This is a genomic window from Methylocapsa aurea (genome assembly GCF_000746085.1).
Taxonomy (GTDB): domain Bacteria; phylum Pseudomonadota; class Alphaproteobacteria; order Rhizobiales; family Beijerinckiaceae; genus Methylocapsa; species Methylocapsa aurea.
The window spans coordinates 160275-174769 of sequence record NZ_JQKO01000009.1; the positions used below are offsets into that span (position 1 = coordinate 160275).

Annotated in this window: 14 protein-coding genes and 2 tRNA genes; all 16 read right to left on the reverse strand. The window is 60.2% G+C overall.

Annotated elements, in window-relative coordinates; genetic code table 11:
- Nucleotides 1-6: 6 nt before the first annotated feature.
- On the reverse strand, nucleotides 7-1518 hold the full coding sequence (locus DL86_RS07335; protein WP_036259800.1) for an NADH-quinone oxidoreductase subunit M: 1512 nt from the start codon (nucleotides 1516-1518) through the stop codon (nucleotides 7-9).
- Complete coding sequence (nuoL, locus tag DL86_RS07340) at nucleotides 1518-3566, reverse strand: NADH-quinone oxidoreductase subunit L (RefSeq protein ID WP_036259801.1); 2049 nt, start codon at nucleotides 3564-3566, stop codon at nucleotides 1518-1520. The genes DL86_RS07335 and nuoL overlap by 1 nt, the downstream gene beginning before the upstream one ends.
- Nucleotides 3567-3573: 7 nt before the next feature.
- Nucleotides 3574-3882, reverse strand: coding sequence for an NADH-quinone oxidoreductase subunit NuoK (nuoK, locus tag DL86_RS07345; RefSeq protein ID WP_036259802.1), 309 nt, complete (start codon nucleotides 3880-3882; stop codon nucleotides 3574-3576).
- Nucleotides 3883-3922: 40 nt separating this feature from the next.
- On the reverse strand, nucleotides 3923-4531 hold the full coding sequence (locus DL86_RS07350) for an NADH-quinone oxidoreductase subunit J (protein ID WP_036259803.1): 609 nt from the start codon (nucleotides 4529-4531) through the stop codon (nucleotides 3923-3925).
- A gap of 115 nt (nucleotides 4532-4646) precedes the next feature.
- On the reverse strand, nucleotides 4647-5135 hold the full coding sequence (nuoI, locus tag DL86_RS07355; protein WP_036259804.1) for an NADH-quinone oxidoreductase subunit NuoI: 489 nt from the start codon (nucleotides 5133-5135) through the stop codon (nucleotides 4647-4649).
- A 70-nt stretch (nucleotides 5136-5205) separates the two neighbouring features.
- Complete coding sequence (gene nuoH / locus DL86_RS07360; RefSeq protein WP_036259805.1) at nucleotides 5206-6234, reverse strand: NADH-quinone oxidoreductase subunit NuoH; 1029 nt, start codon at nucleotides 6232-6234, stop codon at nucleotides 5206-5208.
- Between the two features lie 5 nt (nucleotides 6235-6239).
- Entirely contained in the window at nucleotides 6240-8303 is a 2064-nt protein-coding gene (gene nuoG / locus DL86_RS07365; RefSeq protein WP_036259806.1) for an NADH-quinone oxidoreductase subunit NuoG, read from the reverse strand.
- Between the two features lie 9 nt (nucleotides 8304-8312).
- Nucleotides 8313-8564, reverse strand: coding sequence for a hypothetical protein (locus tag DL86_RS07370; protein WP_036259808.1), 252 nt, complete (start codon nucleotides 8562-8564; stop codon nucleotides 8313-8315).
- 8 nt (nucleotides 8565-8572) lie between these two features.
- Nucleotides 8573-9883 (reverse strand): NADH-quinone oxidoreductase subunit NuoF, encoded by a 1311-nt coding sequence (gene nuoF, locus DL86_RS07375; RefSeq protein ID WP_036259810.1) that lies wholly within the window; start codon nucleotides 9881-9883, stop codon nucleotides 8573-8575.
- A gap of 10 nt (nucleotides 9884-9893) precedes the next feature.
- Complete coding sequence (gene nuoE, locus DL86_RS07380; RefSeq protein WP_036259811.1) at nucleotides 9894-10544, reverse strand: NADH-quinone oxidoreductase subunit NuoE; 651 nt, start codon at nucleotides 10542-10544, stop codon at nucleotides 9894-9896.
- Between the two features lie 54 nt (nucleotides 10545-10598).
- Nucleotides 10599-11789 carry an NADH-quinone oxidoreductase subunit D gene (locus DL86_RS07385; RefSeq protein ID WP_036259813.1) on the reverse strand — a complete coding sequence of 397 codons (1191 nt, stop codon included), beginning with the start codon at nucleotides 11787-11789 and terminating at the stop codon, nucleotides 10599-10601.
- 51 nt (nucleotides 11790-11840) lie between these two features.
- Nucleotides 11841-12455, reverse strand: a complete 615-nt coding sequence (locus DL86_RS07390) for an NADH-quinone oxidoreductase subunit C (RefSeq protein ID WP_036259815.1) — start codon at nucleotides 12453-12455, stop codon at nucleotides 11841-11843.
- Between the two features lie 201 nt (nucleotides 12456-12656).
- Entirely contained in the window at nucleotides 12657-13235 is a 579-nt protein-coding gene (locus DL86_RS07395; protein ID WP_036259816.1) for a NuoB/complex I 20 kDa subunit family protein, read from the reverse strand.
- The gene (locus DL86_RS07400; protein WP_036259817.1) at nucleotides 13226-13591 is read right to left on the reverse strand and encodes an NADH-quinone oxidoreductase subunit A; all 366 of its coding nucleotides are present in this window, start codon (nucleotides 13589-13591) and stop codon (nucleotides 13226-13228) included. Before DL86_RS07400 ends, DL86_RS07395 begins: the two co-directional genes overlap by 10 nt.
- A gap of 355 nt (nucleotides 13592-13946) precedes the next feature.
- Nucleotides 13947-14023: transfer RNA gene (locus DL86_RS07405), tRNA-Asp, on the reverse strand.
- 201 nt (nucleotides 14024-14224) lie between these two features.
- Nucleotides 14225-14300, reverse strand: a tRNA-Val gene (locus DL86_RS07410).
- Nucleotides 14301-14495 lie beyond the last annotated feature (195 nt).

Sequence of the window (14495 nt, forward strand, 5' to 3'; positions counted from 1 at the left end):
GAGCCTTTATTGCAACGCCAGCGCTGCGGTCTTGGTTGCGGCCAGGGCCGAGTCGTAACCTCTGATGAGCGCGTCAATCGAGGCGGCGGAGCTGTCGAGGATGGGGCCGGGATGGATGCCGTAGAAAATTGTGAGGGCGACGAGCGGCGCCAGCAACGCCACTTCACGGCCCGACAGATCTAGAATGCCTTGCAGACTCGGCTTGTCGAGAACGCCGAAAATAACCCGGCGATAGAGGAAGAGCGCATAGGCCGCCGACAAGATGACGCCTGTGGTCGCGAAGAAGGCGACCCAGCTATTCACTCTGAACGCGCCGAGCAGCGTCAGGAACTCGCCGACAAAGCCCGAGGTCCCGGGAAGGCCGACATTCGCCATGGTGAAGATCATGAAGGCGACGGCATAGAGCGGCATCCGGGCGACGAGGCCGCCATAGGCGGCAATTTCGCGGGTGTGCATGCGGTCATAGACGACGCCGACGCAAAGAAACAGCGCGCCGGAAACGAGCCCGTGCGAGATCATTTGAAAGACCGCGCCCTGAACGCCCTGCTCCGTCATGCTGAAGAGGCCCATGGTCACGAAGCCCATATGCGCCACCGACGAATAGGCGATGAGCTTCTTCATGTCCTCCTGCACCAGCGCGACCAGCGACGTATAAATGATCGCGATGATCGAAAGCGCATAGACGAGCGGGGCGAAGTAGGCCGACGCATCGGGGAACATCGGCAAGGAAAAGCGGATGAACCCATAGCCGCCCATCTTCAGCAGGATGGCGGCAAGAATGACCGAGCCAGCGGTCGGCGCCTCGACATGGGCGTCTGGGAGCCAGGTGTGGACCGGCCACATCGGCATCTTAACCGCCAGCGAGGCGAAGAAGGCCAGCCAGAGCCATTTCTGCATCGACGTGGGGAAGCTGGTTTTCAACAAGACGGCGATATCGGTCGTCCCGGCGACGCCATACATCGCCATGATCGCCAGCAGCATGAGCAGGGAGCCGGCGAGCGTATAGAGAAAGAATTTGAAGCTCGCGTAGACGCGCCTTTTGCCGCCCCAGATTCCGATGATCAGGAACATCGGGATAAGGCCGCCCTCGAAGAACAGATAAAAGAGCACGAGGTCCAGCGCGCAGAAGACCCCAATCATCAAGGTCTCGAGCACGAGAAAGGCGATCAAATATTCCTTGACGCGATAGGTGATCGATTTCCACGATGCGGCGATGCAGAAGGGCATCAGGAAGGTGGTGAGAAGAACAAAGGGGAACGACAGTCCGTCGACGCCAAGCTTATAGACGAGCCCGGCGCCGAACCAAGGCTTTTCTTCGACGAGTTGAAAGGCCGCGGAGGTCGGATCGAATCGCGCGTAGGCGACAAGCGAAACCAGAAACACGATCACCGTCGCGCCAAGCGCCGCCCAGCGCGCGTTGTTCAGCGTCGCTTCGTCATCGCCGCGCAAAGCGAGGATGAACGCGACCCCGACGAGCGGCAGAAAAACGATGCAGGAAAGAATGCCGAAGCCGAACATCAGTGCACTCCCCCGACGATATACCAGGTCATGACCACGGCGACGCCGACGAGCATGGCAAAAGCGTAATGGTAGATGTAGCCGCTCTGCAGCTTGACGACGCGGCCGGTCACATCGACGACGCGCGCGGCGACGCCGTCAGGGCCCAGGCGATCGATGATGGCGCCATCGCCGCCCTTCCAGAATAGGCGGCCGAGCCAGAACGCCGGGCGCACGAAGAGGAAGTCATAGAGTTCGTCGAAATACCATTTGTTGAGGAGGAACTCATAGACCGGCCGCGTAGCTCGCGCGAGGCGCACGGGGACGCCGGGCGCAAGAATATAGAAGAACAGCGCAACAACGAAGCCAACCCCCATCAGGATTGTCGGCAGCTCCTTGGCCAGACTCGGAATTTCTTCCATTTCCGAAAGGATATGATTGTGCGGGCCCAAAAAGAGCGCGCCTTTCCAGAACTCGTGCGACGCTTCGCCGATGAATTGATCATGGAGCGCATAGCCGGCGAATAGAGCGCCGAAGGCGAGCACGACCAAGGGGATCAGCATGGCGATCGGCGATTCATGCGGATCGAGCGCATGCGCTCCATGACCCTGCGCATCATGACCGTGCGCACCATGACCGAGTTCTTGTTCGCCATGCGCCTGGTGGCCATGGCCTGAGTCAGCGTGGCCAAGGGCGGGCTCGGAATGCGCGTCGGCCGCCCAATGCCGCTTGCCGAAAAATGTCAGAAAGACGAGGCGCCAGGAATAGAATGAGGTCAGTCCGGCGGCGATGGTGGTCAAGACGAAGCCATAGAAGGCGCCCGTGCTATGCGACGCGAAAGCGGCCTCGATGATCGCATCTTTGGAAAAATAGCCGGACGTGTAGGGAAATCCGGTCAGCGCCAAAGTGCCGATCGTCATCATGGCGAAAGTGAATGGAATCTTGCGCCAGAGACCGCCCATATTGCGCATGTCCTGCTCATGATGCATGGCGACGATGACCGAGCCGGCGCCCAGGAACAGCAGCGCCTTGAAAAAGGCGTGGGTGAAGAGGTGAAAGATGCCGAGCGAATAGCCGCCGACCCCAATGCCGACGAACATATAGCCGAGCTGCGAACAGGTCGAATAGGCGATGACCCGCTTGATGTCGTTTTGCACAAGGCCGATGGTCGCCGCGAAAAAGGCGGTCGTCGCGCCGATGATCGTGACGAAGGCGAGCGCCGCGGGCGCCTGCTCGAAGAGCGGCGACAATCGCGCGACCATGAATACGCCGGCGGTCACCATCGTCGCAGCGTGGATGAGCGCCGAAACAGGGGTCGGACCTTCCATGGCGTCAGGCAACCAGGTATGGAGCAGGAATTGCGCCGACTTGCCCATCGCTCCCATGAAGAGCAGCAGGCAAGTGATCGTCATCGCATCCATATCCGCGCCAAAGACATGGATTGTCTTATGCGCAAGCCCCGGAGCCGCCGCGAAAATCTGCTCGAAGGCGACGGAGTTCGTGAGCGCGAAGACCAGGAAAATGCCCAGCGCGAAGCCGAAATCTCCGACGCGATTGACGACAAAAGCCTTGATTGCGGCGGCGTTGGCCGAAGGCTTCTCATACCAGAAACCGATGAGGAGATAAGAGGCGAGGCCGACGCCCTCCCAGCCAAAAAACAACTGAACGAGATTGTCGGCCGTCACCAGCATCAGCATGGCGAAGGTGAAAAGCGAGAGATACGAGAAGAAGCGCGGCTTCGATGGATCCTCGCGCATGTAGCCAATCGAATAAAGATGCACGAGCGACGAAACCGTGGTGACGACGATCAGCATGACCGCCGTCAAACTATCGACCCGCAGCGACCAGTCGACCTTCACGGCGCCGGAGGTGAACCAGTTGCCGAGCGCCGAAACGCTCTCGGGAGTGGTTCCCAAAGCGACGTTGACGAAAACGATCCAGGACAGGACCGCCGAGACGAAGAGCAGGCTGGTCGTGACGATCTCGGAGGCGCGATCGCCTATCAGCCGGCCGAAGGGGCCGGCGATCAGAAATCCGAGGAGCGGTAGGAAGACAATGGCCGCATACATGTCCGGCTCAACCCTTCATCATGTTGATGTCTTCGACCGCGATGGAGCCGCGGTTGCGATAGTAGGTGACGAGAATGGCGAGCCCAATCGCCGCTTCGGCCGCCGCGACGGTCAGGATGAAAAGCGCGAAAACCTGGCCGGTCAGATCGCCGAGAAAGGCCGAGAAGGCGACGAGGTTGATATTGACCGAGAGCAGGATCAGCTCCACCGACATCAGCACCACGATGATGTTCTTGCGGTTCAATATCACGCCGGCGACGCCGAGCGTGAACAAGATGGCCGCGAGGACCAGATAATGGGTGAGCGAGACCGTCATGATTGCTTTCTCCTCCCGTCGGATGGATGCGACGGGGCCTTCAAACGCCCTGCCTCGATGGCGTCTTGCGAATTTCGACCGCCTCGCTCGGAGTCCGAGCGTTCTGGATAGCGATATTCTGGCGTTTGACGCCGACCTTGTGGCGCAAGGTCAAGATGATGGCGCCGATCATCGCCGTCAGCAGAATGAGCCCGGACGCCTGGAACAGATAAATATATTGGGTGTAGAGCACACGCCCGAGCGCCAGGGTGTTCGTCATGCCGGGCGGCATTGGCGTTGTGACATTTGCGATCGACGTCGACCCGATGGTCCAGGAGCCGACGACGAGGACAAGCTCGACCAGAACGATGAGGCCGATCGTTCCGCCGATCGGCAAATATTGCAGGAATCCCTGTTTGAATTCGGCGAAATCCACGTCGAGCATCATGACGACGAAAAGAAACAGAACCGCCACCGCCCCGACATAGACGACGACGAGAATCATCGCCAGGAATTCGGCGCCTAGCAGTAGAAACAGCCCCGCCGCATTGAAAAAGGCGAGGATGAGGAAAAGCACCGAATGCACCGGATTGCGCGACGAAATCACCATGAAGGCGGCGGCGATCATGACCGCTGAAAACAAATAGAAGAACAGCGCCGCGACGCTCATTGCCTAACCCCATTGGTGATGCAGCGCTTCCCCGCAGGGAGCTGCTGGCGCCGAGACCGCTTGAGAAGCTGCGGGCCTTGAATTGAAATCCGTCCGATCACCTTAACGGCCTCGTTCAACGGTAGGGCGCATCGAGCGCGATGTTGCGGGCGATCTCCCGCTCCCACCGCGCGCCGTTTTCGAGAAGCCGATTCTTGTCGTAATAGAGTTCTTCGCGCGTCTCCACGGCGAATTCCGCATTCGGCCCTTCAACGATCGCATCGACCGGGCAGGCCTCCTGACAGAAGCCGCAGTAGATGCACTTCACCATGTCAATATCGTAACGCGTCGTGCGGCGCGTGCCGTCGTTGCGCCGAGGGCCGGCCTCGATGGTGATCGCCTGCGCGGGACAGATCGCCTCGCAAAGCTTGCAGGCGATGCAGCGTTCTTCCCCATTGGGATAGCGGCGCAAAGCATGTTCGCCGCGATAGCGGGGCGACTGCGGATTTTTCTCATGCGGATAGTTGAGCGTCGGCTTCGGCTTGAAAAAATAGCGCATCGAAAGGAAGAAGGCGCCGACGAACTCCGTCAAGAACACCGCCTTGGCGGCCTGGTCGAGTTTCATTGATCTTGCCTCCTAAGTCGTTTCGCCGCGCAAGTTGGCGCATCCAGCGCCTTCGCCTTCCGAGCCGCCCTCATTGCGCCATGCCCGCGCCCCAGCCGGTGAATTGCAGAACGCCGGCGACGAGGATGACCATCACCAGAGAAATCGGCAAAAACACCTTCCAGCCAAGCCGCATCAGCTGATCGTAGCGATAGCGCGGCACGAAGGCTTTCACCATGGCGATCATGAAGAAAACCAGGCAAACCTTCAAAACGAACCAGACGACGCCGGGGACTTCGTTGAAGGGCCATGCCGGGATCGGCGAAAGCCAGCCGCCGAGAAACAGAATGGTCATCATCGCGCACATCGTGATGATCGCCACATATTCGGACAGCATGAAAAGCATGTAAGGCGTCGAGGAATATTCCACCATGAAACCGGCGACGAGTTCCGATTCGGCCTCGACGAGATCGAACGGCGGACGGTTTGTTTCAGCGAGCGCCGAGATGAAGAAAATGACGAACATCGGCATCAGCGGCAGCCAGTACCAGCCCAAGGCGCCAAAGCCGGTGTCCTGCGCGGCGACGATGTCGCTGAGATTGAGCGATCCGGCGCAGAGCAGCACGGTGATGATGACAAAGCCGATCGAGACTTCATAGGAAATCATCTGCGCCGCCGAGCGCAACGCCGAAAGAAACGGATATTTCGAATTCGAAGCCCAGCCGCCCATGATGATTCCATAGACGCTAAGCGATGAGATCGCGAAAATATAGAGAATCCCGACATTGATGTCGGCGATCGCCCAACCCTCGCTGACCGGGATGACCGCCCAGGCGGCCAGGGAGAGCATGCCCATCACAAAGGGGGCGAGCAGAAAAATGCCTTTGTTCGCTCCGTCCGGAATGACCGGCTCCTTGAAGACGAACTTCAACATATCCGCGAAGCTTTGGAAAAGGCCCCAGGGACCGACCACATTCGGTCCGCGCCGCAATTGCACCGCCGCCCAGATCTTGCGATCGGCATAGAGAATATAGGCGATGAAGATCAAAAGAATGACCAGCAAAGCGACGCTCTTCACGATGGTGAGGAGCAAAGCCAGGAACCAACCCGTGTGAGCCATGGCCTCTACTCCGCCGCCTGCCGCGTGAGACTTTCGGACAGCACGGAGCATTCCGCCATGACGGCGGAGGCGCGCGCGATCGAATTGGTCAAATAGAAATCGGAAACTTTCGAAACGAAGGGCGCATTGCCATAGGCCTCGGTGGATGAGACGAGCTGGCCAGCGTCAAAGGGCTCGCCCGCGGCAATCTCGTCGACGCTTGCAAGATGCGGATGGACGGCATGGAGGCGCGCCCGGAGGGCCTTGAGCGAGTCGAATGGCAGGCGCTGGCCAAGCGCCTCGGAGAGGGCGCGCAAAATCGCCCAATCCTCGCGCGCGTCGCCGGGCGGAAAATTAGCTCTGTCCGCCACTTGCACGCGACCTTCCGTATTGACGTAGGCGCCGGATTTTTCGGTATAGGTCGCACCCGGAAGGATGACGTCGGCGCGCGCGGCCCCGCGATCGCCATGCGTCCCTTGATAGATCACGAAAGCGCCCGGCTCCACCTCGATCTCATCGGCGCCGAGGTTGAAGAGAACGTCCAGCGCCCCCGCTTTCGCCATGCCCTTTGCGTCGAGCCCGCCTTGACGCGGCGTGAAGCCGAGATCGAGGCCGCCGACTCGGGCCGCCGCCGTGTGCAGGACGGCCCATCCGTTCCAACCGTCCTTGACGACGCCGAGCGATGCCGCCGCCTTGGCGGCGAGCGCAAGGATGCCCAGCCCATCCTCCCGCGCAAAAGCCCCCTGGCCGATCAGGAACATCGGCTTTTCCATTTTGGCCGGAGGATGATCGGCGAAAGTCGCCAGCGTTTCGGGTCCAGCGCCAAGATAGGCGTAATCATAGGTCAGATCGGCCTTCTCGCCGATCACGCCGATTTTGAAGCCGCCTCTCAGCCAGCGCTTGCGGATTCGCGCGTTCAAGACCGGCGCTTCCTTGCGTGGATTGGAGCCAATGATCATCAGGCCATCGGCCTCGTCAATGCCGGCGATGGTCGGGTTGAATAGATAGCTCGCCCGGCCGAACCGCGGATCGAGCTTGACTCCGTCCTGCCGGCAGTCGAGCGAGATCACGCCCAGTTTTTCGGCCAGGGATTGCAGGGCGAACATATCTTCAAGAGCGCAAAGATCGCCGGCGATGGCGCCAATCCGATCGGGCGCGGCGGCTTTGACCTTGGCGGCGATCGCCGCAAACGCCTCTTGCCAGGTGGCCGGGCGCAGTTTGCCCGCCTCGCGCACATAGGGGCGATCCAGGCGTCTGCTTTTGAGGCCGTCGACGATCTGGCGGGCTTTGTCGGAAATCCATTCCTCGTTCACCGCCTCGTTGATGCGCGGCAGAATGCGCATCACCTCGCGCCCGCGGGTGTCGATCCGGATCGCCGAACCCAGGGCATCCATGACGTCGATCGATTCCGTCTTGACCAGCTCCCAGGAACGCGCCTTGAAGGAATAGGGCTTGGGGAGGAGGGCGCCGACAGGACAGAGATCGGCGACATTGCCTTGCAGCTCGGAACTCATCGCGGTCTCGAGATAGGTCGTGATCTCCATATCTTCGCCGCGTCCGATTGCGCCCATGTCGCCGGTGCCGGCGACCTCTGCGGTAAATCTCACGCAGCGGGTGCAATGGATGCAGCGGTTCATCGAGGTCTTGACGAGCGGCCCGATATATTTGTCCTCGACCGCGCGCTTATTCTCGATATAGCGCGAGGAATCGACGCCATAGGCCATCGCCTGATCCTGCAGGTCGCATTCGCCGCCCTGGTCGCAAATCGGGCAATCGAGCGGGTGGTTGATGAGCAGGAATTCCATCACCCCTTCGCGCGCCTTTTTCACCATTGGCGACTTGGTGAGGACGACGGGAGGCTCGCCATTCGGGCCGGGACGCAGATCGCGCACGGCCACGGCGCAGGAAGCCGACGGTTTGGGCGGTCCGCCCTTCACTTCAACGAGGCACATACGGCAATTGCCGGCGATCGACAGCCGCTCATGAAAGCAAAAGCGCGGGATTTCGGCGCCCGCCTGCTCGCACGCCTGCAGCAGCGTATATTCGGGCGGAACGTCGATCTCGACGCCATCAACGATGAGTCTGCTCATGCCTTGTCCTCAATGCGGCGGTTCGACGAGATCGAGACGCCGCTCGATGCGATCCAGCCGCCCGTCAATGCGATCAATTCGACGATTGACGCCGGCAATCGATAATTCCAGGTTTGCGATCGCCGCGTCCGTTCTCGCCAGCCTCTCTTCGACCGCCGTCATCCGAATTTTCAAATCGCCAATATCCTCTATGACGCGATCGAGCTTCATGTCGAGACGCCGCAGATATTCGAAGATCAGGCTATCTGACGCCTCAACCATCGGATTCCCTACTCCGCCGCGACGCCAAAATCCTTGACCGGCTCCGAATGCGGATTGGCGGAATATTGGTCGATGCGCCGCTCGATCTCATGCCGGAAATGCCGGATGAGGCCTTGCACCGGCCAAGCCGCCGCGTCGCCGAGGGCGCAGATCGTATGGCCTTCGATCTGCGTCGTGACCTCGAGCAGCATGTCGATCTCGCGTTTCTGCGCCCGCCCTTCCGCCATGCGGGAAACGACGCGCCAAAGCCAGCCAGTGCCTTCCCGGCATGGGGTGCATTGGCCGCAGCTTTCATGCTTATAGAAATAGCTCAGCCGGGCGATCGCCCGCACGATATCGGTGGATTTGTCCATGACGATGACGGCGGCTGTGCCAAGGCCCGATTTCAAATCGCGCAGCGTGTCGAAATCCATCGCAGCGTCGATGATTTCATGCGCCGGAACCAAGGGCACGGAGGATCCGCCGGGGATCACCGCGAGAAGATTGTCGGAGCCACCGCGAACGCCGCCGCAATGCTTGTCGATCAACTCCCGGAAGGGAATCGACATCGCCTCCTCGATATTGCACGGCTTGTTGACATGGCCGGAGATGCAAAAAAGCTTCGTCCCGCTATTGTTCTTGGCGCCGAAACCGGCGAACCAAGCGGCCCCCCGGCGCAGGATCGTCGGAGCGACGGCGATCGATTCCACATTATTGACGGTGGTCGGAGAGCCATAAAGGCCCATATTGGCCGGGAATGGCGGCTTCAGCCGCGGCATCCCCTTCTTGCCTTCGAGCGATTCCAGGAGCGCCGTTTCTTCGCCGCAGATATAGGCTCCGGCGCCGCGATGGACGTAGATGTCGAAAGGCCAGCCGTGAATATTATTCTTGCCGACGAGCTTGGCGGCATAGGCCTGCTTGATCGCCGCCTCCAGCCGATCCGCCTCGAGGATATATTCGCCGCGAATATAAATATAGCAGGCATGCGCCTCCATCGCGAAACAGGCGACGAAACAGCCCTCGATCAAGAGCTGAGGATCATTGCGCATGATCTCCCGGTCCTTGCAGGTCCCCGGCTCGGATTCGTCGGCATTAACGACGAGGTACGAAGGCCGCGCCGGATCGGCCTTCGGCATGAAGGACCATTTGAGGCCGGTCGGAAAGCCGGCGCCGCCGCGCCCGCGCAAGCCGGACGCCTTCATCTCGCTGATGATCCAGTCCTTGCCTTTGTCGATCAGCTTTTTTGTATTGTCCCAGGCGCCGCGAGCGAGTGCGGCCTTGAGGCCCCAGTCGCCAAAGCCGTAGAGATTGGTGAAGATTCGATCCTTGTCCTCAAGCATCTGCGTGACCTCACCTTTGTTTCGGTTTGGGCGCGGACATCGGACCGCTGCGGCCATCGGAGCCATAGAGCGAGGTCAGAGAGGTCAGCCTTCCCTCCGGCTCGGACGAAACCCGGCCCGTCTGCGAACCGATCTTCACCTCGCGGCCAGCGGCGAGATCGTCAAGCAGCTTTTCGAAATTCTCCGGGGTCAGATCCTCATAGTAATCGTCATTAATCTGAACCATCGGGGCATTGCAGCAGGCTCCAAGGCACTCGACCTCGATCCAGGAGAAATTGCCGTCCGCCGTCACATGGCCCGGCTCGCCAATCTTGCTCTGCAAAACCGCCTTGATCGCGTCGGAGCCGGCGAGCAAGCAAGGCGTCGTGCCGCACATCTGAATGTAGAACCTGCCGACCGGAGCGAGGTTGAACATCGTGTAGAACGTCGCGATCTCAAGCACGCGGATATAGGGCATGCCAAGCTTGTCGGCGACCGCCTCGATCGCCGGTCTCGGCAACCAATAGTCATTCTGCTTTTGCGCCTGCCACAAGAGCGAGATCACCGCCGAGGCCTGCCGGCCGGCCGGATATTTATTGATAATTTCATCGCACCAAGCCTCGTTGTCGGGCGTGAATGCGAAGGACTCGGGTTGAAATTCGGTAAGCCGGCGAACGGACATGGTCTTAACTCTTATGTAGCGCGGCGGCGCCTGAAATTTTGCAGCGGTCCGACATTACCGATCCACCTCGCCAAAGACGATATCGATCGAGCCAAGGATCGCGCTCACGTCGGCGAGCATCGATTTGCGGCAAAGAAAATCCATTGCGGCGAGATGGGCGAAGCCTGGCGCCCGGATCTTGCAGCGATAGGGCTTGTCCGTGCCGTCGGAGACGAGATAGACGCCGAACTCGCCCTTGGGCGCCTCGACCGCGCAATAGACCTCGCCGGCCGGCACATGGAAGCCTTCCGTATAGAGCTTGAAATGATGGATCAGCGCTTCCATCGAGCGCTTCATTTCCGCGCGGGACGGCGGCGAGACTTTTCCCTGCTTTGAAGCCACGGGCCCCTGCCCGTCCTTCGACAGAAGCTTCTCGACGCATTGCTTCATGATCTTGACCGACTGCCGCATCTCTTCCATGCGGATCACCTGCCGGTCGTAATTGTCGCCATGGCGGCCGACCGGAATATCGAAATCCATCTCTTCATAGCATTCATAAGGCTGCGCCTTGCGCAGATCCCAGGCGGCGCCGGAACCGCGCACCATGACGCCGGAAAAGCCCCAGCGCCAGCAATCCTCCAGGCTGACGATCCCGATATCGACATTGCGCTGCTTGAAAATGCGGTTTTCGATGAAAAGAGCCTGCAAATCGTCACAGGTTTTCAGGAAGGGATCGCACCAGGCCCCAATGTCCTCGATCAATCGCGTCGGAATATCGAGATGGACTCCGCCGGGCCGAAAATAATTCGCGTGCAGCCGCGCGCCCGAGGCCCGCTCATAGAAGACCATGAGCTTTTCGCGTTCCTCGAAGCCCCAAACCGGCGGCGTCAAGGCGCCGACATCCAGAGCCTGCGTGGTGACATTGAGGAGATGCGAAAGAATCCGGCCGATTTCGCAAAAGAGCACGCGCAGCAATTGGCCGCGCCGCGGCACCTCTATGTTTAGCAATTTCTCTATCGCGAGGCAGAAGGCGTGCTCCTGATTCATCGGCGCGACATAATCAAGCCGGTCGAAATAAGGCACGTTCTGGAGATAGGTGCGGGCCTCCATCAGCTTTTCAGTGCCGCGATGGAGCAGGCCTATATGCGGGTCGACCCGCTCGACGATTTCGCCGTCGAGTTCGAGAACAAGCCGCAAGACGCCATGCGCAGCCGGATGCTGCGGGCCGAAATTGATCGTGAAACTGCGGACCGGAGTGTCGTTCATGGGACCGTCTTCAAAAGGCGTTGTTCACTGCGGCGGCTCACGGCGCATTGTTCACTGCGGATTGTTCTTGGCCTTCTCGTCGCCTGGCAAGACATAATCGGTTGCTCCCTCCCATGGCGACAGGAAATCGAAGCTGCGAAATTCCTGGGTTAGTTCAACCGGCTCGTAGACAACGCGCTTCTGCTCGTCGTCATAGCGGACCTCGACATAGCCGGTCATCGGAAAATCCTTGCGCAGCGGATGGCCATCGAACCCATAATCAGTCAAGAGCCGGCGCAAATCGGGGTGGCCGGAAAAAAACACGCCGAAAAGATCATAGGCTTCGCGCTCAAACCAATTCGCCGCCGGATAGAGGCCGGAAAGCGAGGCGATCGGGGTCTCCGCATCGGTCGCCACCTTGACCCGGATGCGTCGATTGTGCTTGGGCGACAGAAGATGGATGACGACATCGAAGCGCTTCTCGCGGACTGGATAATCGACAGCGGTGAGATCGATGAAGGAAACAAAGAGACAGGCTGGATCGTCGCGGAGATAGGCGACGGCCTCAAGCAGACCGGCCGGCTCCACCGTCAAAGTCAACTCGTCATAGGCCACGGTGGCCGCGCTGACCAGACCGGGGAGCGCCGCGGCGATCGAGTCGCCCAGTTGTTTCAGGTCAGTATCCATTTCAATTCTTCCACTTTGCTGGCGCGCCGGGCAGGCCCGCTCGGAAGCGGCGCCTGCCGGAAAGCTAGCATGTCCATCGCATCGCGCGCGCTCTTAGGCGCTTGTCGCGAAACGGTTCGCGAAGCCCAGGAAACGCTCGCTCAACTGCTGGCCTGAACGCCTAACCCGATCCAAGAAGTCAGCGCCCGCCAGCATGGCGCTCTAGCGCTCGATCGTGCCGGTGCGGCGGATCTTCTTTTGCAAGAGCAATACGCCATAGAGAAGCGCTTCGGCTGAAGGCGGACAACCGGGGACATAAATATCAACAGGGACGATCCGGTCGCAGCCGCGCACCACGGAATAGGAATAGTGGTAATAGCCGCCGCCATTGGCGCAGGAGCCCATCGAGATGACATAGCGCGGCTCAGGCATCTGGTCGTAGACCTTGCGCAGCGCCGGGGCCATCTTATTGGTGAGCGTGCCGGCGACGATCATGACGTCGGACTGCCGCGGCGAGCCGCGCGGCGCGAAGCCAAATCGCTCCAGATCATAGCGCGGCATCGCCGCCTGCATCATTTCGACGGCGCAACAGGCGAGCCCGAAGGTCATCCACATGAGCGAACCGGTGCGCGCCCAATTGATCAGATCGTCAGTGGTCGTGACCAGGAACCCCTTGTCCGCGAGCTGATCGTTGATCGAAAGAAAATAAGGATCGTTCCCGGCTGCCAGCTGACCGCCCGCGGCGGCGGTCTTGGCGGCGGACGGCGAAGCGCCGATTTGCTGCAAAGGGCTCAATCCCATTCGAGCGCACCCTTCTTCCATTCGTAGACGAAGCCTATGGTTAAGACCCCGAGGAAGACCATCATCGACCAGAAGCCGAATGTCCCGACATCGCGGAAGGCCACGGCCCAGGGAAACAGAAACGCGACCTCGAGGTCGAAAATGATGAAGAGCAGCGAGACCAGATAGAATCGCACGTCGAATTGCATGCGCGCGTCATCGAAGGCGTTGAAGCCGCATTCATAGGCCGAAAGCTTTTCGGCGTCGGGGGCTTTGAAGGCGATCAGAAAAGGCGCGACGAGCAAGGCGCCCGATATCAGGGCGGCGATGGCCATGAAAACCACCAGCGGCAAATATTGGTCGAGAAGGCTCGGCATGAACTGGCTCGGTCTGGACCGGCAAGGTCGGGAAATCGAAAGGCAAAGGGGATCGGCCGCTTGCCTTGCTGCGACGCGATCCGTATCCCAGTGTAATCGCCTGCGCAAGATGGTGTTTCAAGATAGCGAGAGCGGGACCGCGAACGCGCCGGAGCAAAAGGAAGTGGCGAAAGGCGCTGTGATTGTGTTTTCGGCAGTTTGCTGAGCAACTGAAGATGAGATTTGCTTGAAAATGCTCAAAATTTTCAATTTTCGCATCGTCGGGACACGCAGGCGCGCTCGCTGCGCCTAAAAATGCGCCAGGACGGCCGCTTCAAACGTGATGCACAGCTTTAGCGATTTGGCGGGAGCGATATGGCGAGAGAGACGGGACTCGAACCCGCGACCTCCGGCGTGACAGGCCGGCGCTCTAACCAACTGAGCTACTCCCCCGCAAAGGCGACGTCGCGATGAGCGCCTCGGAGAGGTGCCGGATAAGATAGGCGGGCGCGCAAGTCAAGCACGAAGAAATCGCGGTGATGGCGAACGCCGCTTAATCGGCGCGGCGGCAAGGCATATAGCTGCGCCGGGTGGGCCGCTCGCAAGTCGGCTTCTCGCGCCTTGGATGGCCTCAAAATCGCCCGCGCGAGGGCCTGGTGGGCGGTGACGGGCTCGAACCGCCGACCCTCTCGGTGTAAACGAGATGCTCTACCAACTGAGCTAACCGCCCCAAGCCAATGCCATTGCCGCCCCCTTAGGCCGACGGGATTAGGTGGCATACCGGCTCTACAGCGTCAACGGCGTTGCTTGCCACAGATAGGGCCCACTTCCCCACGGAGGGCGGGTGCCCCGCCCGGGGATCCGCCGCTCGCAAGACATCGGTCCGCCCGGCGCCGGGCGAGTTGGAGTCGTATGGAGCGTGGCC